Raw genomic sequence first — 21,438 nt, 5'->3', positions numbered from 1 at the left:
GACAATATTCAAAACCTTTTTTATTTCTATTCGCTTAGCAAATCCTGATTTATTCTGTAACCAACGATTTTTATATCTCCTTCTTTATTTTTTTCTAAAGTAAAAGATTCTTCAGTTTTTTTAGTTCCTCTTTTTACATCGTACATAAAGAAATATTGACTTCGTGCATTGCTTCCTTTCACAATCATTGTTTCCCATTTTACAAGATTGTATTCCTGAACAGAGCCAATTTTATTAGTGATATCAAGCAATTTTGCAAGCTTTTCTTTGTCTGTGACTTCAAAAAATTTCTCCCCAAACAATTTATAAATATTCTCCTGGTTATTTCCATATTTAAGTTCCCAGTAAAATTTTTTTGGAATTTGTTCACCATCATCCTTATCCGATTCCCTGTCTTTGAAAGTCTGATTGAATGAACAGCTCATTAAAAGCAATGAGATCATGAATAAATAAAAATTTTTCATTTAAATTTTAGTATCTAATATTAATTTTCTTCGGTTGTTGTCATAAAAACTGGCGTAAAAACTTTCGTTTCTGAATTCAGTTCCTGTATTTTCTATTTCATTAAATCTACTTTTGTCAGTTTTCATACACTCAACAATTTCAAAATGGTTTTCATCAATGATATTAAAATCTACCAATTTTAAGTATTCATCCACAGAGTTTTTATCAAGCATAATCTTTCCTCCTCCAAATTGGTGTCTGTCCTGTCCATTTTTCTTGACACCTGACACCCAATATTCTTCTCCTGTTTCTATATCAAAGTGATTTCCACTTATTCCAGGGTTTTTAAGTTTTTTTAAGGCTTTATTATTAAAATATACAGTTTGTCCTGATTTTGAAAATTCTACAAAACTAATCCATGCTGATCCGTAGTGGCCGGAGGATTTATTTTCAATATACATTATTTTAGATTTCATGGCTTAATATTAATTGGGTGATATTTATAATTTTAACTGTTAGTAAGTTATGGTATAATATCATATACTGTATTTTCATTATTTCCAAATTATTTGATGGGCAAATCTTGTATTAGTCTGAATTACTTTCTTAAAGCTGTTCAAAATTGACTTGAAAATATTCATAAATAAAATATTGAGATGGATTTACAGATGATCTCAACAATCAAATATAAGAAATAAAGAAATGTTCATTGAACGACATAATGAAAAACAGGAAAATGAAGAATTATTTATAATAGTTTTTTCCTGAACTGCACTATCAATCCTATCAATTACAAAAAGTAACTAATGCGATTTTATTGGTTTAAATTTGTTTGGTTTTAAACCTTAAATTTAAAATATGAAAAATTTTGAAATATCGGTACTTGATCTTGCTCCCGTAAAGCAGGGAAAAAGTATTCACGATACCTTTCAGGACAGTTTATCTTTAGCTAATCACACTGAAAATTTAGACTATAAAAGATTCTGGCTGGCTGAACACCACAATATGGAAAGTATTGCGAGTTCTGCCACATCGGTTTTAATTGGTTTTATTGCCAATGGGACAAAAAAAATCAGAGTTGGTTCAGGGGGAATCATGCTCCCGAATCATAGTTCTCTAATCATTGCGGAACAATTTGGAACACTGGAATCTTTATTTCCCGGGAGAATAGACCTTGGAGTGGGAAGAGCTCCGGGAACTGACGGGCTGACTGCTCAGGCATTAGGGAGAAATCCTGCTATTATCAACGAACAGTTTCCTAGACAGATCCTGGAACTTCAGCGTTATTTTTCTAAAGAAAATGCGGATGCTATGGTACGTGCTATTCCTGGAGAAGGATTGGATGTGCCACTTTATATTTTAGGATCTAGCACGGATAGTGCGTGGCTGGCTGCTGAACTTGGATTGCCCTATGCTTTTGCCGGACACTTTGCCCCTGAGCAGATGGAAATGGCTTTTAAAATCTACAGAGAGCATTTCGAACCGTCAAAATATTTGGATAAACCCTATATCATTGCCTGCGTAAATGGAGTAGCTGCCGACACTTCTGAAGAAGCACACAAGATTTCTACTACTTTATTTCAGGCCTTTATCAATATTGTGAGAAATGACAGAAAACCATTTGCTCCACCGGTAGATGATATGGATGACATCTGGTCGCCTATGGAGAAATCTATGGTTTTGCAGAAACTGAGATATACTTTTATAGGAAACCAGACTGAAATTCAGGAAAAGATGAAAAGTTTTCAGGAAAAGTTTAATGTGGATGAGCTGATGATCAATTCGCACATTTATGATCATCAGAAGAGACTTAGATCTTACGAAATTTTCAGAGAGGCGGTAAACTCATTATCCAAAGCGTAATAAAGCATTCATATTAATTGGCAGATGCTTATTTTTATAAGTATCTTTGCACAAAATAAAAAGTAAAGATGTCTGATATTAAATTAAATACTATTCCGGAGGCTATTGAAGACCTTAGAAATGGTAAAATAATCATAGTAGTAGATGATGAAGACAGAGAAAACGAAGGAGATTTTCTTTGTGCTGCAGAACTGACAACACCTGAAATCATCAACTTTATGGCTCTTCATGGGAGAGGGCTGATCTGTATGCCGCTTCCTGAAAAAAGATGTGATGATCTTGGATTGGAAGTAATGGTAAGCAGAAGCAGTGATCCTAAGGAAACAGCTTTTACAGTATCTGTTGACCTTTTGGGGAACGGAACATCTACAGGTATTTCGGCAGGAGACAGAGCAAAAACAATTTTAGCTTTGATGGATGAAAAGTCCAAACCTACGGATTTCATGAGACCTGGACATATTTTTCCACTTCGCGCTAGAAAAGGAGGTGTATTAAAGAGAGCAGGACATACAGAAGCTGCAATTGATCTTACTCATTTAGCAGGTTTGAAAGAAGGGGGGTAATCTGTGAGATCATGAACGAAGACGGTACAATGTCTCGTTTGCCTGAGCTTCATGCTTTTGCTCAAAAACATGATATGAAGATTGTTTCTATTGAAGATTTGATTCATTATCAGCTTAAAAAAGGAAACCTGGTTGAAAGACTTGAAGAGAAAAAAGTAAAAACGCATTATGGTGAGTTTGATTTTTATGCTTTCAGAGAGACTTCCAATGATCAGATCCATTTTGCTTTAACGAAAGGAGCATGGACGGTAGATGAACCTGTTTTGGTAAGAGTACAGTCTTCTGATTCTTATTTCGATGTATTAACAAGATTGAATAACGGTGAAAAGCCTTTATTGGAAAAAGTTACGGGTATGGTGAATGAAGCAGGAAAAGGAGCTATTATCTTTATCAATAACGTTTCAAATTCTGAAAATACATTAAGAAAACTTCAGCAGTTCCTTAATTATCAGGACGGGCAGGAGCAGCATCCGACTCTGGCTTACAATTACAGAGATTATGGCATTGGAACACAGATCTTAAAAAATCTCGGAATTAATAAGTTTAAAGTAATCACTCAAAACCCAGGAATCAAACCTCAGGTAGGAGGATATGACGTGGAGGTTACTGAGCTGGTACAATTATAATATAGAGGATTATAGTGATTTTTCACTATGACTTGCTAGTGAACATATAAAGGTTTAGGATTTTTCTAAACCTTTTTTTATTTTTAAACCATGACTGAGTCTTTAAAAAAACACATTAGGGAGTACATTGAAATTTCAGATGAAAATCTGGATCAATATTGTAACGTTTTTACCCTTCATAAAATAAAGAAAAAGGAATTTCTGCTGACAGAAGGAAACATCTGCGAATTTGAAGGATTTGTGATGAGTGGCTGTTTTAAAGTGTTTCATACCCATCATAATGCTGTGGAGCAGATTTTATATTTCGCCGTTGAAAACTGGTGGATCTCGGATATAGACAGTTTTGTCAACCGTATACCCTCCAAGCTCAATATTCAGGCTCTTGAAGACAGTGAAATTCTGTTGATTTCGAAAAAAGATAAAGAAAGATTTTATCAGGAAATGCCGGAAATTGAAAAACTGATGAGGCTTAAATTCCAGATGTCGATTGTTGCATTACAGCGTAGAATCATTGATAATTTAAGCAAACCTTCGGATGAACGCTATGGTGATTTTTTAAAGGATTATCCTAAAATTGCTCACCGCCTTACCAATATTCAGATTGGGGCTTATTTGGGGGTCACTCCTGAGTTTATAAGCAGAATCCGCAGGAAGATCGCAAGCAGAGGCTGATTATTATACAGGTCAGTAACTCGTTTAAAAGCAGAAAAAAAAAGTCACAAAAGGGTTTAAAACTTAAAACTTTGGTGACTTTTATCTTTGTATTTTTTCAGTATTTAACCTTTAAGGGTTATTCCGTCAAAGTTTCGGAAACCATTCAGAAAGTCTTTTATCATCATTCTCTTTTTCCCTTCCAGTTGAAGTTCCAGAGGATAGTATATTCCATCTTCTGTATAGATTTTAAATTCGTTCTTTGAAATCTCTAATGTTCCGGAAGGCTGCCTGTGATCTGAAATTTCAAATTTCCCATTGAATATCTTTAATCCTTTTTCTTCGTCTTCAATGTTTAAAACCGTGAATGCAGCAGGATAGGGTGACATTCCAAGAATGAACTGATGTACTGTTTTTGAAGAAGCAACCCAGTTAATTTTAGTATCTTCTTTAAAAATTTTATAAGCATTTTTAGGGTGTTCAACCTCAGGCTGAGGCCTTTCTTCAATTGTGTTTTCGGCCAAACCATCTAATGTTTTAACTACCAGCTTAGAGCCCATTTCCATGAGCCTGTCATGAAGGCTTCCTGCATTTTCATCCGGTAAAATAGTCAGTTCTTCCTGAAGAAGGATATTTCCTTCATCTATTTTTTCATTAATGAAGAATGTAGTGGCACCCGTTTTTTCTTCACCATTAATTACAGCATAGTTGATAGGGGCTGCCCCTCTGTAATCCGGCAATAAAGAAGCATGAAGATTGAATGTTCCCATTTTAGGCATTTCAAAAAGAACCTTAGGCATCATTCTGAATGCTACAACAACAAAAACATCAGCATCAAGCTTTCTAAGCTCCTCTAAAAACTCAGGATTTCGTAATTTTTCCGGCTGGAAAACAGGAATATTATTTTCTGAAGCATACACTTTTACCGGTGACTGATGGATTTTTTGTCCTCGCCCGCTTGCTTTATCAGCAACTGTTACTACTCCTACAACTTGATGGCGAGATTGATGGATGGCCTCCAAAGAAGTTTTTGCAAACTCAGGGGTCCCTAAAAAAACGACTTTCAATGATTTCATGGTACAAAGATAAGTTTTTAGTTAATAGCTGAAAATTGAAAATGAAAGAGACCGGCTCAAATTTATTCCGAAAAAGGGATAAAAAGACAATCATTATTCATTGCATTTTATAATGATAGAGACCTAAACAGTACCAATTAATAATTAATCCTGATTCAGAATATAGGTTCTAAAATTGAGCATTCTTACCTTCCCTGAATCTAAAAGGAAGATAAGATTTTCTAAAATATTTTCTTTAGAATGATAACTTAGCTGTATAGAAAGCTCTTCAATAGTAGAAGGTTTTTTGGCCAGAAGGTTGATGATTTGCTGAGAAACATTCTTTCCAAAAATAGATTGTTTATTCTTTTCACAAACGGAACAGTGGCCACAGTTCTTTGAATTTTTTTCTCCGAAATAAGCGAGAATAAGTTTCATTTTACAGTAGTTGTTATTTTCTACATAAAATTTCATTTCTTCCCATTTCTGAATTTTATTTTTCTGAATATGTTCAAACAACTTCCAATAAGCATTATTAATCGCTCGTTCGTCACGGGGTTTTAAAAACTTAATGCTTGCCAGAGCGCCATCCAGATATTCAAGATAATTCTTTTGCTGAAGTTCTTTCAGCCGTTCTTTGATCAGAGGAACACCTACATTAATTTTGTTGCTTACCTGCTGTTCACTGAACATCACCTTATGGGTCGTGATTCCTGATACCGTACGGAAAAGAAGCTCTATAAAATGAGCATCTTTCTGTGGGAGTTGATCTATTTCATCAGATTTAATGAAAAGTTCAAGGGATGACAGGCTTTTGTGGTCATTAAAATAAACAATTTCCTGATTGTGCAGAAAATTAAGCACATTATTGATCTTTGCCCGGGATGATTTTGTGAAGTTCTGTATACCTACGGTATTCAGCTGAAATGTTTTCTCCGGCAGTTCAAATTCTGCTACCTGGAAAATAGAGTAGAGGTAGCTGATGATCTTTAAAAACTCTCCTTTATTGGGAATCTGGTTTTTTAAAATCTGGTCGAAGTTTAAAAGTTCCTGCTGGTTCCAAAGCATGAAAGCAAAACTTTCTTTTCCATCTCTTCCGGATCTTCCGATTTCCTGATAATAATTTTCCAGAGAGGCTGCAGGAGAATAGTGAATGACGAAGCGTACATTATCTTTGTCAATTCCCATCCCGAATGCATTTGTAGAGATCAGTACATGGTTGTCACTATTGTTCCAGAGGTTCTGTTTAGTATTTTTTTCTTTTGTTGTCAGGCCGGCATGAAAATAATCTACGTTTTTCAGTTGATTTTTTTTCAGAAACTCAGTAAGCAGTTCAGCTTCTTTTCTGGTTCTGACGTAGACAATTCCAGAATCGTTGTTGTATTTTAAAATATCGAAGACACGCTGGAATTTATCGGCAACTTCTTCTGTAAAAATTCTGATATTATTTCTCTTAAAACTTCTCTGAAAAACTGAAGGCTCTCTGAGTTCCAGTTTTGTTTTTATCTCTTTCAGAACTTTTGGCGTGGCAGTAGCAGTGAGAGCCAGACAAGGAATTTCAGGATTATTGCTTCTGAATCCTTTTATATTCTGATAACTAGGGCGGAAATCCTGTCCCCATTCTGAAATACAGTGAGCCTCATCTACAGCAATAAATGACAGTTGAATCTCTTCAATATTTTGAAGAAACTGTTTGTTGGTCAATCGTTCAGGAGAAATGTAAAGTAATTTGGTAAGGCCTTCTTTACATCGGTTATAAATGGTTTCTGCATCATACTCATCTAGTTCTGAAGAAAGGTATTCTGCTTCGATCCCCCTGAATTTAAGCTGATTTACCTGGTCTTTCATTAATGCCAGCAGCGGAGAAATGACAAGGCAGGTTCCTTCTTTCAGTAAAGCCGGAAGCTGATAGCATAAAGATTTTCCTGCTCCTGTGGGTAACAGAACCAGTGTGTCTTTTTCGTTGATAACAGCATTGATGATTTCTTCCTGAGAGTCCCGGAATTCGGTATAACCCCAGAAATACTTAAGAGTATCATATTTTAGCTTTTGAAAGTCCTGCGGCGAAATCATGTTGTAAAAATAAGGAAAGTAAGGTAACAAAAAAAGTCACGCAGTGCGTGACTTTCATATAATAAATTAATCAGTTTATTATTTAGCTTCGAAGTATACTCTTCTGTTGGCTCTGTTTTTCCATTCAGGGCACTTAGTTGCTGGTTCACATTCAGGGTATTTAAGGTCTTTTTTACCTTTACCTACAGCCTGTAGTTTTCCAGTCTGAACACCATTTTTGATCAGATAGTTCTTAACGTTGTTTGCTCTTCTTTCAGATAGTTTTTGGTTATACGCATCAGTACCTCTTGTATCAGTAGCACCAATTACACTATATGAACCATTTGAAGAATTGATATAGTTAACAGCGTTATTTAAAATTGGAGTATTTGAAGGTAAAATTCTGTCAGAATTTAAATCAAACTCAATTCCTTCCAATTTAGTTTCAGTTTCTACTACAGGTCCTGTTGTTGCGATAGGGCATCCGTTGTTTTCAACAGGTCCTGGAACTGTTACACACTTATCATAAAGGTCAATTACCCCATCTAAGTCTGTATCGAGAGCAACTCCGGCACCATCTACTCTTGCTCCTGCAGGAGTGTCAAGCTGTCTGTCCCAATCGTCACATACTCCGTCGTTATCAGCATCTCCTTTTTTACATACTTCAATATCCTGGTTTTTATTAGCCAAAACGTCAAGTTTGTAATAGATTTCCTGAAGCGGGTCATGCCACATTAAGTGAGACTCATGTTTTCCTAATTTTAGGGAAAGTCCTAAAGTAGCATTAAAGAAGTTATCAGAAACTTGTGAAGAACGTCTGTTGATCGCACTGTATGGATCACCTCCTCCGTCAAATGTATCGTCGCCTGTTACCACATACATCAATCTACCTTCAATATCAATTCTTCTGCTGACTTTGAATTTTAAACCGGCACCAGCCTGCATAAATAAAGATCCAAGTTGGAAAGGCTTCACTTCAGTCATCAGTCTTTGCCCGTTGATATCTTTCTGATATGCCTTGTAAGCTATTGTACCGATACCTGCATATCCGTGAAGTGCCCATCTGTAAGCAGAATGATTGTCAACTCTTCTTAATAAATTTGAGAAGTTAACATCTCCTAAGATTGATATTGCGTCATACTGTGTTCTTCCGGCTACTGCTGAAGCATCAGGAGCAGAGTCTTTCGTATTAAACCATCCCTGTCTGGTTTCTCCTCTGTCATATTGTAAATTGATCCCAAAAGCATGAGTGATCGCTTTATCAATACTTACATAAGCAGAATATCCGAAAAGATTTTTACCGTTACCGTTTTTAATAGATGTTAAATCAGCTGATTGAAGGAGTGGAACTCCAGCCCCCGCTGAAATAGACCAGTCGTTGAATCTCTTCGATTGGTTGGTGAATGGGGAAACATTAGCAGACCCAGAAGAAAAAGTATTTGGGTACTTTCCATTTGAAACTGCCGTCGAGTCTTGTGCAAAACTGGCCGTAGGAACAGCCAAAGCTAATGCAACAATTGCTAAACTTAATTTCATAGTGTTATTTTTTTAAGTTAAGTTATTTTAAATGATTTTATACGTAAAAAAAAGTGAATTTTATATAATTTTCACAAAACAATCTTATTGATCTTTAATAATTTAATAAATATTGCCTGGAAAATGATATAAAGGTATGTAAAAAAATTCGTAGTAAAAAAAAAATAAACCGAAAAGAAAATTCTTCTCGGTTTTTAGTATGGGGAATTATTTTTTCTTTTTCTTAAGGGGTGCTTTTTTTATTGGCTTTTTTACCACAACATCCTCATAATCTTTCTTTTTGATGGCATCCCATTCTGAAGTTTCTATAAATCTTACAGTCACTTTTCTGTCTGCCATTCTTTCAGCATCTGAAGCTGAAGCTGGAACAGTTGCCTCTGAAGACCCTACACCTCTTGATTTCAGTACATTTTCTTTGATCCCTCTGCTTTCTAAAGCTCCCACTACAGCAGCAGCTCTTTCTTTAGATAATCTTAGGTTATAGGCTGCACTTCCTTTAATATCGGTATGTCCTGTTAACAGGTAATTACCTCCTTTTTCTTTAATAATTGAAGCGGCAAGATCCAGTTTACTGTTAGATTCTGGTCTGATAGTAGCTTTATTAAAGTTAAAGTAGATGTCTTTAAGTGTTTTTTCTACTTCTACTGCAGTCTTTTTATGATCTACTATGACAATAACAGGACATCCGTTGTTTTCAACAGGTCCTGGAACTGTTACACACTTATCGTAAAGGTCAATTACGCCATCTAAATCTGTATCAAGAGCAACTCCGGCACCATCTACTCTTGCTCCTGCAGGAGTGTCAAGCTGTCTGTCCCAATCGTCACATACTCCGTCATTATCAGCATCTCCTTTTTTACATACTTCAATATCCTGGTTTTTATTAGCCAAAACGTCAAGTTTGTAATAGATTTCCTGAAGCGGGTCATGCCACATTAAGTGAGACTGATGTTTTCCTAATTTTAGGGAAAGACCTAAGGTAGCATTAAAGAAGTTATCAGAAACTTGTGAAGAACGTCTGTTGATCGCACTGTATTTATCACCTCCTCCGTCAAATGTATCGTCGCCTGTTACCACATACATCAATCTGCCTTCAATATCAATTCTTCTACTGACTTTGAATTTTAAACCGGCACCAGCCTGCATAAATAAAGATCCAAGTTCGAAAGGTTTAACTTCAGTCATCAGTCTTTGCCCGTTGATATCTTTCTGATAAGCTTTGTAAGCTATTGTACCGATACCTGCATATCCGTGAAGTGCCCATCTGTAAGTAGAATGATTGTCAACTCTTCTTAATAGATTTGAGAAGTTCACATCTCCTAATATTGATATTGCGTCATACTGAGTTCTGCCGGCTACTGCAGAAGCATCAGGAGCAGAGTCTTTGGTATTGAACCATCCTTGTCTGGTTTCTCCTCTGTCATATTGTAAGTTGATCCCAAAAGCATGGGTAATCGCTTTATCAATACTTACATAGGCAGAATATCCGAAAAGGTTTTTACCGTTACCGTTTTTTATTGAGGTCAAATCAGCTGATTGAAGAAGCGGAACTCCAGCCCCTGCTGAAATAGACCAGTCATTGAATCTCTTTGATTGGTTGGTGAATGGGGAAACATTGGCAGATCCTGAAGAAAATGTATTGGGATATTGTCCACTGGATACCGTAGAGTCTTGTGCAAAGCTTATGACAGGGATGGTCAAAGCTAAAGCAACGATTGCAAAATTTAATCTCATCGTGTATATTATTTGATTTTTTGAAAAAGGTATTTTAACGTCTTATTTGATAGGACATCCGTTATTTTCAACAGGTCCAGGAACCGTTACGCACTTATCATACAGATCAATAACTCCGTCAAGATCCATATCTAAAGCAACTCCGGCACCATCTACTCTTGCTCCTGCAGGAGTGTCAAGTTGTCTGTCCCAATCGTCACACACACCATCGTTGTCAGCATCTCCTTTTTCGCAAACAACAAAGTCTGTGGTAGCATTTTCCAGTACATTTATTTTGTAGTAAGCTTCCTGAAGAGGATCATGCCATGCTAAGTGAGATTCTTGTTTTCCTAGTTTGAAAGAAACACCCAAAGATACTGTCCATGCATTGTAAGATCTTCTGTTGTTAAGTATCGTATATCTGTATTGTGATTCTGCAGGAGCGGAAGGGTCATAACTTGAATTATTGTATCCGCTGCCATCAAACGATTGCTCTCCACTTATGATATACATGGTTCTTGCTTCAACATCAATAAGTTTGGAAACGTTATATTTTACTCCCAAGCCGACCTGATAATAGAGAGAATTAATACCAAGATCCTGTTTTACGAATAAAGGAGTTCTTTTAGGAGTATCACTCCATCTGTTTCTATCATTGTCGTGCAGAGAAGTTCTGTATCCCTGAAGTCCAATTCCTCCATAACCATGGAATGCCCATCGGTACGGGGAATGATTATCCACTCTTCTTAATAAATTGGAGAAGTTGATATCACCTAATAAAGCGATTTGATCAAACTGGGTTGTGGCAACACCTACACCTGCCAATTGGCCTGCAGTTCCGGGAAGTTGTCCCGTTTGTTTGGTCTCTCCTCTTGTATACAAAAGGCTTAAACCAAAAGTATGCGAGATTTGTTTGTCAATACTTACGTAAGCATTGTAGCCCCAGTTTATCTTATCTTGACGAATAGATTTCAGAGCTGAGTGAACCATAAACGCTGTACCACCTCCAACTGAAATAGACCAGTCTTTGAAAAGTCTTGATTTGTTGTTAAAAGGTTGTACGTTAGCTGACCCTGAGGAGAAAGTATTAGGGTACTCAGTTGAAGAGTTTACTGTAGTGCCACTGTTCTGTGCGAACGCTGCAATTGGCAATGTTGTAGCCAATAATAATAAACCTAATTTCATATGTTTTATGTTTTAAATAAAATCTTTTAATAATATTCTAGAAAAATCCCTTTCAAAAAGATGTTTTTTATGAGGGATTTCTAATCTTTCTGAGGTAAAATTTAATTCATTATATTTAATGATATCAATATCTATAATCCTGTCAGTATAACCTCCGGACACTTTTGAATCATTAATTCTTCCCATTTCAATTTCAATATGTTTAATACAATCAAGCAGTTGAATTGGTGAAAGATGCGTGAATATTATTGATGCAATATTACAAAAAATATTGGAACTGGCAAATTCTACGGGATCTGACATCAAAAAATCGCTGGTTTGTGAAATGTGGTTTCCAGCCTCACTTATTTTCTGTAGAGCAAGTTCTATATTTTTTTTTTGCTCTCCAAGGTTACTTCCTAGTAACAAAACTACCTTATGCTGCGACATATTAGAAAATTGATTGATTTATGAGAAGTTTCTTTAAAAATGTTTTGGCAAATATAGTAGCAATAGTAATACTTTGTGCTGTATTTTTCATCTTTTTCATTATGATGCTTGTGTTTAGTTCTATGGGTAATGATAAGTCGGTGGCGGTGAAAAAGAACTCGGTTCTTACGATTAATTTAAAAACAAATATAATAGACAGCCCCACTGAAGAGGAGATGGGATTGTTTGCTATAAGTTCCCAAAACAAAAGCGTTCTTCTTTATGATGCATTGGAAGCTATTAATAAGGCTAAAACTGATGACAATATTAAAGGAATAAGTATTGAAGCTGATGATCTCCATGCCGGGTTAACTCAGATTGATGATCTTCGGAATGCAATTGAAGATTTCAAGAAAAGTGGAAAATTTGTTTATGCATATGGAAATGGAGTATCACAGTCTGCTTATTATTTAGGTTCGGTTGCTGATCAGTACTATCTTCATCCGGCAGGTGGTATAGAGCTAAAAGGACTTGCTACTGAAGTTACCTTCTTTAAAGATTTCGCAGATAAATATGGAATCGGAATCGAGGTGATTCGTCATGGTAAATTTAAATCGGCAGTAGAGCCTTTTTTAAGAAATGATATTTCACCTGAAAATAAAGAACAGCTAAGTACACTACTAAATGACCTTTGGAAAAATACCTCCAATAAAATAGCTGCTTCAAGAAAAATTGATACAGTGCAGTTCAGAACGATTGTTGACAGTTTATATGGAATGATTCCTGATCAGGGACTGAAATATAAGCTTGCAGATAAGCTTATTCAAAAATCCGAATATGAAGATCTTCTTAAGTCTAAATTGAGTCTGAAGGAAAAAGAAAAACTGAATAAGATTTCTTTATCAAGTTATATAAATTCTTATGCAGATGATGATAAGTCTGGTGATAAGGTAGCTGTTTTATATGCTTCAGGATCTATAAACAATGGCGACGGGTATAATGATATCCATTCTGAGAAATATGTAAAATATATTAAACAGCTTCAGGATGATGATAAGGTAAAGGCGGTTGTCTTTAGAATTAATTCTCCCGGTGGAAGTGCGAACGCTTCAGATGAGATTCTGTTTGAATTGCAGCAGCTGAAAAAGAAAAAGCCGCTGATTGTTTCTTTCGGGGATTATGCTGCTTCAGGTGGATATTATGTAGCGATGGCAGCTGATAAAATTTATTCTGAGCCTAATACCCTTACAGGATCTATCGGGGTATTTGGAGTACTTCCATATTATAAAGATATTGCCAATAAAAACGGAATCCGTGCAGATGTTGTCGGTACGAATGCTAATTCTATGTATTATTCAGGATTAAACGGAGTGACGCCTTACGGAGTGAATATGATGACAAGAAGTGTAGAAGGAACTTATAAGAGATTTGTACACTTTGTTACTCAAAACAGAAAGAAAACTTTTGAGCAGATTGATAATGTAGGAGGAGGTAGAGTATGGAGCGGCGCCCGCGCAAAACAGATTGGCTTAGTAGATGAGCTTGGAACTTTAAATGATGCAGTGAAGTTTGCAGCACAGAAAGCAGGATTGAAATCTTATCAGATTGATGCTTTCCCTAAAAGGATGTCTCCATTTGAGCAGCTGTTCAAAGATCTGAATGAGGAAGATGTTTCTGCAAGGATCATTAAGAATAAGATCGGAAAATCCAACTATGAGATCTTACAGCAGATCACAGACAAAAAATTACAATCTGAGGTGAAAATGGAAATGCCATATCAGATTAGAATCAACAACTAACTAAATTTTATATTGTATACAAAAATCCCGGATCTGAATTTCAGATCCGGGATTTTATTTTTATTAGTATAACCTTAGCTTTTCTTAGTAGCCATTCCGTAAATCCAGAGGATAATTAAAGCTCCTCCTATTGAAAGAATCCAGCTTCTTGGATTCCAGAAAGATGCGACATCTCCCCAATGTAGAATGTAAACTCCTATAGCTCCTCCTACAAATGCTCCCAGAATTCCCAGGATAATAGTGATTAGCCATCCTCCTCCCTGAGTTCCTGGCATGATCATTTTAGCGATTGCACCTGCAATAAGACCAAATAAGATCCATGTTAATATTCCCATAGTTGCAAATTTTTTAATTGTTAATATTTTAAAATGGTTTGTTTGCTAATATAAGGGAAAGCATGATATAAATCATCTTTTCTTGAAGAATGAGTCTACAAATTCCGTACCATTAAAGAGCTGTAAATCGTGCATTTTTTCACCTACGCCTATATATTTTACAGGGATTTGGAATTGGTCAGAAATACCGATTACAACACCTCCTTTTGCTGTTCCATCCAGTTTGGTTACTGCTAAAGCATTTACTTCTGTAGCTGCAGTAAACTGCTTGGCCTGTTCGAATGCATTCTGCCCTGTAGATCCGTCCAGAACCAAAAGAATTTCATGAGGAGCATCAGGAATTACCTTTTGCATTACTCTTTTAATTTTGGAAAGCTCATTCATCAGGTTGATTTTATTGTGAAGTCTTCCTGCAGTATCAATAATTACAACGTCTGCGTTTTGTGCTACAGCACTTTGTACCGTGTCAAATGCTACGGAAGCTGGATCAGAGCCCATTTCCTGTTTTACGATGGCAACGCCCACTCTTTCACTCCAGATGGTAAGCTGATCTACAGCTGCCGCTCTGAAGGTATCACCGGCTCCCAAAACTACTTTCTTGCCTTCGGACTTGAACTGGTGAGCCAGTTTCCCGATCGTAGTCGTTTTTCCAACTCCGTTTACTCCAACTACCATGATGACATATGGTTTTTTGGAAGCATCAATATTTCCGGTACCGGCATGAGGATTTTCAAGAAGCAATCCTGAAATCTCTTCGCGAAGAATATGATCAAGTTCGCTTACCCCAACATATTTGTCTCTGGCAACACGCTCTTCAATTCTCCCTATGATTTTGATCGTGGTAGAGGCTCCTACGTCGGATGCGATCAGTATTTCTTCAAGATCATCCAGTACTTCATCATCTACTTTGCTTTTACCGACTACGGCTTTCGTCATTTTTTCAAAGAATCCCTGACTGGATTTTTCCAATCCTTTGTCTAAAGTTTCTTTTTCTTCCTTTTTGAAAATATTTTTAAACCAACTCATAGTTTTAGTTTATTCTTATTTATTTTTAATCACCGCTGTGGCTTCTACTTCTATTAGCACATCATCTCTAAAAAGCCTGCTCACCTCAATAAGGCTGCTTACAGGAGGATTCTGAAGATTGACATGCATATCCCTTACTTTTCTGAAATCCGGAGTTTTAGAGATGTCTGTAATGAAAATTCCCAGTTTAATAATATCTTTTCCTGTAGCTCCGTATTCCTTCAGGATATTTTCCATATTTTCAAAAACCTGACGGCTCTGCTCTTCTACATTATTTCCCACCAGATTACCTTCTGGGTCCAGAGGTACCTGCCCAGATAGTAAAATCATTTTAGAACTTCCACAGTCAATACTTACAGATTGAGAAAGTCCTTTAATATTGAAAACCTTTGGCGAACTTTTATATTCTGTAGAGGTCATTGTTTTCTGACTGAATGAAAATAGAAAAGTTACTGTAAAGACCAGAGCGAGAATCTTTTTCATACGTTACTGATTAATAATCTGGTGCACAAAGATAACAAAAAAACTACCCAAAATATGAGTAGTTTTTTATATTGTAAACAAAGTACTGATTATTTTTTCAAATAACCGTCAACTTCGTCAGCATTCATTACTTTTTCTTCGAAAACGTAAGCTCCAGATTTAGAAGACTTAACCATTTTCACCACTTTAGTCATCTTCTTAGATTGACCGCTTTGTAGGGTTGCTACTACTTTCTTTGCCATGGTAAGATATTATTTATAAATTACTTAATTTCTTTGTGAAGGGTAGATCTTTTAAGAACAGGATTGTATTTTTTCAATTCCAATCTCTCTGTAGTGTTCTTCTTATTTTTTGTAGAAATGTATCTAGACATTCCTGGCATACCACTTTCTTTGTGCTCTGTACATTCAAGGATTACTTGAACTCTATTTCCTTTTTTTGCCATGATTTATTAATTCTTTTTAATCAATCCGTTTCTAGTAGCTCTTTCAATAGCTTCTTCGATTCCAATCTTGTTAATCACTCTCAATCCATGAGCTGATACTTTCAGTGTTACGTGCTTATCTTGCTCTGGAAGGTAAAACTTCTTCTCTAATAAGTTAATTTCAAAACGACGCTTCGTTTTGTTATTAGCGTGAGAAACGTTGTTACCAACCATTGCACGCTTTCCTGTTATTTGGCAAATTCTTGACATATCTCGATGTTCTTATTTGTATAATATTTGAGAGTGCAAAATAACGAAGAATTTTTTAGATAGACAAATCTTTTGGAAAATAATTGTAAATAAGTGGCTGATTAATAATATTGAATTTTTAAAATATTCGAATTTCCGGGATATAGCAGATAATCAGTACTGATATAATTCATACAGACTTTTTTTTAACCAGAAAATTTAATATTCTACCTTTGTTTTTAATTAATCTAAATAAAAATAACGTGAGAAAAATTTATATTCTATTATCAATGATTCCTGTCGCACTGGCCGCTCAGAACTTTACAGAGATACAAACAGGGATGAATAATTTCTACTATTCAGCTGCTGATATTGCCGATATGGATAATAATGGTACGCTGGATATTGTGATGAACGGAGCGATAGATTCTGATGGTGATGGAAACGTAGACAGTACTTTTAATGAAGTATATCAGAATAATGGGACTACATTATTGCCCTATGCAAATTTGGGAAACGATGTGACGCATTTGGGAGATATAAAATTCATTGATTTTAATAATGATGGACTGATGGATATTATTTCTACCGGTTTGAGTTACATTGATGTTGTGAATTATAAACAATACCGATTTAAAAATACGGGAACAGGTTTTGTGAAAGAAGCTGATCTTCGTGGTAAAATCTACGGTTCAATGGAGGTTTTTGATTTTAATCATGATGGAAAATCAGATTATGCACTTAATGGGACTCAGTATATTGACGGCATCGGTTTTAGAAATACATTAGATTATTATAAAAATACGGGATCTGACTTTGATATGACAGGGAATTGGGTTGATGGAACTCAAAATGGAAGCTTTAAAATGGTAGACCTTAATAACGATCATCTTTTAGATCTAGTGATCATAGGATCAGATATGAATGGTAATCCTGTGTCTAAGGTTTATATGAATCAGGCTGGAGTATTGGTTCATACTCAGGATCTTGATCCTGTGGCTGTGGGTAAAATAGACTTTGCTGATTTTAATGCTGATGGTTTTCAGGATATTGTTATCATTGGTAAAGATGGAAATGATGATGGATATTTTGCTGTTTTAATGAACGATGGAACAGGTGTTCTGACTCCTCAGCCCATTGCTGCAGCAGATATTTCTGATGCATCTGTAAGTATTGGTGATTTAAATAATGACGGGTATTATGATTTTATCATTTCAGGGAATGAAAACTATGATGCTGTAGTAAAGACTTATATGTATGATGTTGCCAATCATAAATTTATAGAAGGATCATTAACAGGCTTGGCTAATTTGGGAGGTCCCGGACTTGTGCATCTGTTTGATTTTAATAATGATCACCATCTGGATGTTTTACTGAGCGGATTTGATTGGGCTGGAGCGGATCTGCCGTCGCTGACAAAAGTGTTTACCAATAATGCTGCGGATACCAATTTAAAACCTACAGCGCCTACCAATCTGAATGTGACCAAAAATGGAAATCGCTTTAATTTTTCATGGAGTGGTGCATCTGATGACAAAACACCGGTAAACGCTTTGCGCTATGAAATTAAAGTTGGGACTACACAGGGAGCACAGGATGTAGCCAAATATATAGTGACAACGCCCTCATGGTTTCTGGATTTAGATCCCGCAGTTCAGAATGTGTATTGGAGTGTGAAAGCAATTGATGCTTCAAAGGCATATTCTGATGCTTCTACAGAAAGTACATTAGGAATCAGAGAAAATAAAGTAAAAACGGATCTTATGATTTACCCTAATCCTGCCTCCGATAAAGTATATATTAAGGGTGAAAATGTTTCAGAAGCAGAAATGTATTCAATGGATGGGAAAAAGCTGAATGTGATATTAAATGGAGATCAGGCAGTAGATGTTTCTCATCTTCCAAAAGGAGTTTATCTATTAAAACTGAAGATAAAAAACGAAATAACCACTAGAAAACTTACTGTAAAGTAACTGAATCATTCTATCTTTAGAAAAGCCAGACGTCCAGCTGGCTTTTCTTTTTGTTATTCTAAAATATTAAGACTCTTTGTTATCTGTAAATGATCTGAATTTTTGTGACTTGTCCAGTTTTATTTACTTCTAAGTTATGCCTTATTGGTCTTTCTCTTGAACCATTCAATCAAAAAATAAAATAGTAAAAAGCCCAATGCAAATATTGAAAACCTTGAAAGAAGATCACCTGCTCTGGTATAGAATGTCATCGTGTCGTAAAGATTTACCTTTGCAAATAATGCAGTCTGATCTCCATAAAATGTATCAGCTGTAACTTCCCCTTTAGCGTTGATATGGGCAGATATACCACTGTTGGCAGCGCGCGCAATTTCTCTCCTGGTTTCAATGGCTCTAAGTCTTGCATATGATAAAAGCTGTTTGTGACCTTCGGAAACACCCCACCAGGAATCGTTTGTCATGATTCCAAGGAAATTAGCGCCTTTTTTCACATAGTCTGTGACAAATTCACCGTAGATACTTTCATAACAGATAATAGGAGCCATTTTTCCTTTGTTGTAAGGATTTGAGAAAGCCATTCTCTCTTTGTCTATACTTAAAGATGCAACTGTCCCTCCCAAATTGAGCATTGCATCTCCTAAAACGGGCTTTAAAACCGTCATATAAGGGAATATCTCAACGCCTGGCACAAGTTTCCCTTTATGATATACCTGAACCTTCTGGTCAGAGGCCAGCTGAATAGCTGTATTGTAGCTGGTAACCCAAACTCCGTTATTGATTTGGTAAGCTTCTGCAGGTGCTTTTGCCGCATCAAAATAAAAGCGGTGCGATGAAATTCCTGTTGCAAAAACTGAACCCGGATGTCTGGATAAAAACCCTTTAATATTGTTTAAAAGTAAACTCTTTTCAAAACCGGTTTCGGAAATAGAGCCTCTGCCGGGTAGAGCGGTTTCCGGAGCGATATAATAATCAATTTTTACTGTTGAATTTTTCTCGGCAAGAGCTAATAAATCCTGTTCAATCGTTAAGCTGTCTTTGGAATACTTTTCCGCATAAGGATCAAGATCCGGCTGCAGCATTAGGACATTGACCTGTCCGGAAGGTTTTTCATCAAAATTGTTATACTTGATAACAGAAATAATCATTGGAAAAACAATTAAAGCTGCTACTATAGAAGTGTTTTTGATCAGATCTTTTTTCTTTCTTCCGGCTTCCCAGGTTCTTATGGTATAAAAAATCAGGATATTGATCAGAAGAATCCAAAAGCTTCCACCCGTTGCTCCCAGAGTATCATACCATTGAATCAATTTTGGATATTCAGAAAATGCATTCCCTAAATTCAGCCACGGCCATGTAAGCTCCCATCCCAAATGGAATTTTTCAAAACTCATCCATAGGGCTATAAAGAACCCCAGTCCCCAATAAGTTCCCTGCGCATTTTTGTACCAGTGATAGCATTGGAATACCAACGAGTATAAAAGAGAATTAACCAGTACTGGAAATACAACGGCCATCATAGAATGACTTCCGTCTGGATTTTTTGACCCATACAGCCATCCTGTAGTCACTACATTCCAGATGATAAAACAGAGATAAGAAAGTCCGAAAATAACCCATCCTTTCTTTTTATAATCTGAAAATTTTGAAATGCCGTGTTCCATCATTAAAAGCGGAACAAGCGCAAAAAATATAAAAAACGGAACCCCATAAGTTGGCCATGAAACCGACAGCAGTATTGCTGAAATAAGTGTAAGTAGAACGTATTTCATTAATTTATTTTAATACACAAATTTAATGTTTTTGAAATGAATATATTAGCAACCGATGTTAAAGAAAATATATAAAATCATTATTGTGCCCTATGGTCTGTTTTTGCTTTACCTGATGCTTTTGGGGATGGGCAGATTTCAGTATAGAGATCATCTGGTCAGAATAGAACCTGTGTTTTCAACGATAAAATTTATTCAGAATAATATTAATTGGCGATATGCGGTCATGATTACTTTTGGAAATATTATTATGTTCGTGCCTTTTGGTTTTTTGGGATGGCTTTTTCCAGAGCTTAAAAAGTTGCAGCCGCTGATATTTAATTTTGTTTCGGCAATTGTCATTATTGAAGCACTCCAGTATTTTACGAGAATGGGAGTGTTTGAATTGGATGATATTATTCTGAACACTTTTGGAGTGTACTTAGGCTGGATACTTTTCAGATACACTGAAAAAAGATTTACTGATTAAGTTCTTTCGCACGCTTTTCAGCATTCAGAATTCCCTGTTTCAGAATTTCTTTGAAATTGTTTTCTTCAAATGTTTTTAAAGCCGCTTCTGTAGTCCCGCCTTTAGAAGCTACGTCTTTAATTAACTCTTCAAGGTTTTTTTCAGAATTATTGATAAGATGATAAGCGCCCAGCATGGTCTGTTTTACAAAAAGTTTAGAAAGATTTTCTTCAATTCCCATCTCAACACCCGCTTTAATCATTGCGTCAATGATGTAGTAGAAATAGGCGGGCCCACTTCCTGAAAGGGCAGTTACCCCATCCAAAAGGTCTTCATTTTCCATATAAACCGATCTTCCGGTGCTGTTCAGTAATCTTTCTATATTGATCAGCTGACTGAAAGAAATTCCATCAGCTGCGGTATATCCTGTGATTCCCATTCCCAGAAGCGTAGGAGAGTTAGGCATGGCTCTAACAACGAGTGAGTGGTTTAATGATTTTTGAATTTTCTTAATATTGATTCCTGCCATAATAGAGAGAACCATCTGATTTTCCTTTAAAGTAAATTGAAAGTTTTGAGCTGCCGTCTGGAAATCCTGGGGTTTTACAGCAATAATGATCAGATCGCTATCCAACTCTTTAACTTCATCAAAGGTAGATACTTTAGATTTTGGAAATTCTTCCGCTATTTTGGAAATTTTTGAAGAGCTTCTGATAATAAGATGAAGGTTCTCAGGTTTAATAAGCTCATATTTCAAAAATGATTTTGAAAAGGAAAGTCCCATATTTCCGGCTCCGAGAATAGCTATTTTCATACGATGGTGTTTTTTAAAAGTA

The 21,438-nt window shown here is 36.0% G+C and carries 21 protein-coding genes and 1 pseudogene; 6 read left to right on the top strand and 16 right to left on the bottom strand.

All coding sequences use genetic code 11. The features are described from left to right. Positions 1-26: 26 nt before the first annotated feature. Complete coding sequence (locus LF887_RS19625; protein ID WP_236855937.1) at positions 27-464, bottom strand: hypothetical protein; 438 nt, start codon at positions 462-464, stop codon at positions 27-29. Continuing rightward, positions 465-920, bottom strand: a complete 456-nt coding sequence (locus LF887_RS19620) for a hypothetical protein (RefSeq protein WP_236855936.1) — start codon at positions 918-920, stop codon at positions 465-467. Between the two features lie 382 nt (positions 921-1,302). On the opposite strand from LF887_RS19620, the gene LF887_RS19615 reads away from it, so the two are divergent. The 3 genes and pseudogenes from LF887_RS19615 (at position 1,303) to LF887_RS19605 (ending at position 4,168) form a co-directional block, all read left to right on the top strand. Next, positions 1,303-2,307 carry an LLM class flavin-dependent oxidoreductase gene (locus LF887_RS19615; RefSeq protein ID WP_236855935.1) on the top strand — a complete coding sequence of 335 codons (1,005 nt, stop codon included), beginning with the start codon at positions 1,303-1,305 and terminating at the stop codon, positions 2,305-2,307. Positions 2,308-2,375: 68 nt separating this feature from the next. Beyond that, a pseudogene (gene ribB, locus LF887_RS19610) lies at positions 2,376-3,496 on the top strand (3,4-dihydroxy-2-butanone-4-phosphate synthase). A gap of 90 nt (positions 3,497-3,586) precedes the next feature. Next, positions 3,587-4,168: a Crp/Fnr family transcriptional regulator gene (locus tag LF887_RS19605; protein WP_236855934.1), complete on the top strand. Its 582-nt coding sequence runs from the start codon at positions 3,587-3,589 to the stop codon at positions 4,166-4,168. A gap of 104 nt (positions 4,169-4,272) precedes the next feature. Here the strand turns inward: LF887_RS19605 and fmt are convergent, their stop codons facing one another. From fmt to folK, 6 genes are all read right to left on the bottom strand, one after another. Further along, positions 4,273-5,223, bottom strand: a complete 951-nt coding sequence (gene fmt, locus LF887_RS19600; protein WP_236855933.1) for a methionyl-tRNA formyltransferase — start codon at positions 5,221-5,223, stop codon at positions 4,273-4,275. Positions 5,224-5,367: 144 nt separating this feature from the next. Next, positions 5,368-7,275, bottom strand: a complete 1,908-nt coding sequence (locus LF887_RS19595) for an ATP-dependent DNA helicase RecQ (RefSeq protein ID WP_236855932.1) — start codon at positions 7,273-7,275, stop codon at positions 5,368-5,370. A gap of 78 nt (positions 7,276-7,353) precedes the next feature. After that, a complete protein-coding gene (locus LF887_RS19590; RefSeq protein WP_236855931.1) occupies positions 7,354-8,790 on the bottom strand; it encodes an OmpA family protein in 1,437 nt (478 codons plus the stop codon). A 207-nt stretch (positions 8,791-8,997) separates the two neighbouring features. Beyond that, complete coding sequence (locus LF887_RS19585; protein WP_236855930.1) at positions 8,998-10,524, bottom strand: OmpA family protein; 1,527 nt, start codon at positions 10,522-10,524, stop codon at positions 8,998-9,000. 42 nt (positions 10,525-10,566) lie between these two features. Beyond that, entirely contained in the window at positions 10,567-11,688 is a 1,122-nt protein-coding gene (locus LF887_RS19580) for an OmpA family protein (RefSeq protein ID WP_236855929.1), read from the bottom strand. Between the two features lie 12 nt (positions 11,689-11,700). Next, a complete protein-coding gene (gene folK / locus LF887_RS19575) occupies positions 11,701-12,117 on the bottom strand; it encodes a 2-amino-4-hydroxy-6-hydroxymethyldihydropteridine diphosphokinase (protein ID WP_236855928.1) in 417 nt (138 codons plus the stop codon). Between the two features lie 20 nt (positions 12,118-12,137). Between folK and sppA the strand changes: the two genes are divergently transcribed. Beyond that, positions 12,138-13,895 carry a signal peptide peptidase SppA gene (gene sppA / locus LF887_RS19570; RefSeq protein ID WP_236855927.1) on the top strand — a complete coding sequence of 586 codons (1,758 nt, stop codon included), beginning with the start codon at positions 12,138-12,140 and terminating at the stop codon, positions 13,893-13,895. Between the two features lie 74 nt (positions 13,896-13,969). On the opposite strand, the gene LF887_RS19565 is transcribed toward sppA, so the two are convergent. From LF887_RS19565 to rpmB, 6 genes are all read right to left on the bottom strand, one after another. Beyond that, positions 13,970-14,230: a GlsB/YeaQ/YmgE family stress response membrane protein gene (locus LF887_RS19565; RefSeq protein WP_236855926.1), complete on the bottom strand. Its 261-nt coding sequence runs from the start codon at positions 14,228-14,230 to the stop codon at positions 13,970-13,972. Positions 14,231-14,302: 72 nt separating this feature from the next. Next, the gene (gene ftsY, locus LF887_RS19560) at positions 14,303-15,256 is read right to left on the bottom strand and encodes a signal recognition particle-docking protein FtsY (RefSeq protein ID WP_236855925.1); all 954 of its coding nucleotides are present in this window, start codon (positions 15,254-15,256) and stop codon (positions 14,303-14,305) included. Positions 15,257-15,271: 15 nt separating this feature from the next. Further along, positions 15,272-15,739, bottom strand: coding sequence for a RidA family protein (locus tag LF887_RS19555; RefSeq protein WP_236855924.1), 468 nt, complete (start codon positions 15,737-15,739; stop codon positions 15,272-15,274). An 89-nt stretch (positions 15,740-15,828) separates the two neighbouring features. Beyond that, complete coding sequence (locus LF887_RS19550) at positions 15,829-15,981, bottom strand: DUF4295 domain-containing protein (RefSeq protein ID WP_002976755.1); 153 nt, start codon at positions 15,979-15,981, stop codon at positions 15,829-15,831. Between the two features lie 20 nt (positions 15,982-16,001). Further along, the gene (rpmG, locus tag LF887_RS19545; RefSeq protein ID WP_027373683.1) at positions 16,002-16,184 is read right to left on the bottom strand and encodes a 50S ribosomal protein L33; all 183 of its coding nucleotides are present in this window, start codon (positions 16,182-16,184) and stop codon (positions 16,002-16,004) included. 6 nt (positions 16,185-16,190) lie between these two features. Then, a complete protein-coding gene (gene rpmB / locus LF887_RS19540; protein WP_002976757.1) occupies positions 16,191-16,433 on the bottom strand; it encodes a 50S ribosomal protein L28 in 243 nt (80 codons plus the stop codon). A gap of 242 nt (positions 16,434-16,675) precedes the next feature. Here rpmB and LF887_RS19535 point away from each other — a divergent pair, with 242 nt between their 5' ends. Then, positions 16,676-18,385 carry a T9SS type A sorting domain-containing protein gene (locus tag LF887_RS19535; protein WP_236855923.1) on the top strand — a complete coding sequence of 570 codons (1,710 nt, stop codon included), beginning with the start codon at positions 16,676-16,678 and terminating at the stop codon, positions 18,383-18,385. A 134-nt stretch (positions 18,386-18,519) separates the two neighbouring features. On the opposite strand, the gene lnt is transcribed toward LF887_RS19535, so the two are convergent. Next, positions 18,520-20,154: an apolipoprotein N-acyltransferase gene (gene lnt, locus LF887_RS19530; RefSeq protein WP_236855922.1), complete on the bottom strand. Its 1,635-nt coding sequence runs from the start codon at positions 20,152-20,154 to the stop codon at positions 18,520-18,522. A gap of 55 nt (positions 20,155-20,209) precedes the next feature. Here lnt and LF887_RS19525 point away from each other — a divergent pair, with 55 nt between their 5' ends. Next, positions 20,210-20,623, top strand: coding sequence for a VanZ family protein (locus LF887_RS19525; protein ID WP_236855921.1), 414 nt, complete (start codon positions 20,210-20,212; stop codon positions 20,621-20,623). Here the strand turns inward: LF887_RS19525 and proC are convergent. Further along, complete coding sequence (proC, locus tag LF887_RS19520; protein WP_236855920.1) at positions 20,613-21,416, bottom strand: pyrroline-5-carboxylate reductase; 804 nt, start codon at positions 21,414-21,416, stop codon at positions 20,613-20,615. The genes LF887_RS19525 and proC overlap by 11 nt on opposite strands. Positions 21,417-21,438: the final 22 nt, after the last annotated feature.

Origin of the sequence: Chryseobacterium sp. MEBOG06 (genome assembly GCF_021869765.1) — a bacterium.
GTDB lineage: Bacteria > Bacteroidota > Bacteroidia > Flavobacteriales > Weeksellaceae > Chryseobacterium.
The sequence above is the reverse complement of the archived record's forward strand: the minus strand, read 5'-3'. Positions and strand labels throughout refer to the sequence as shown.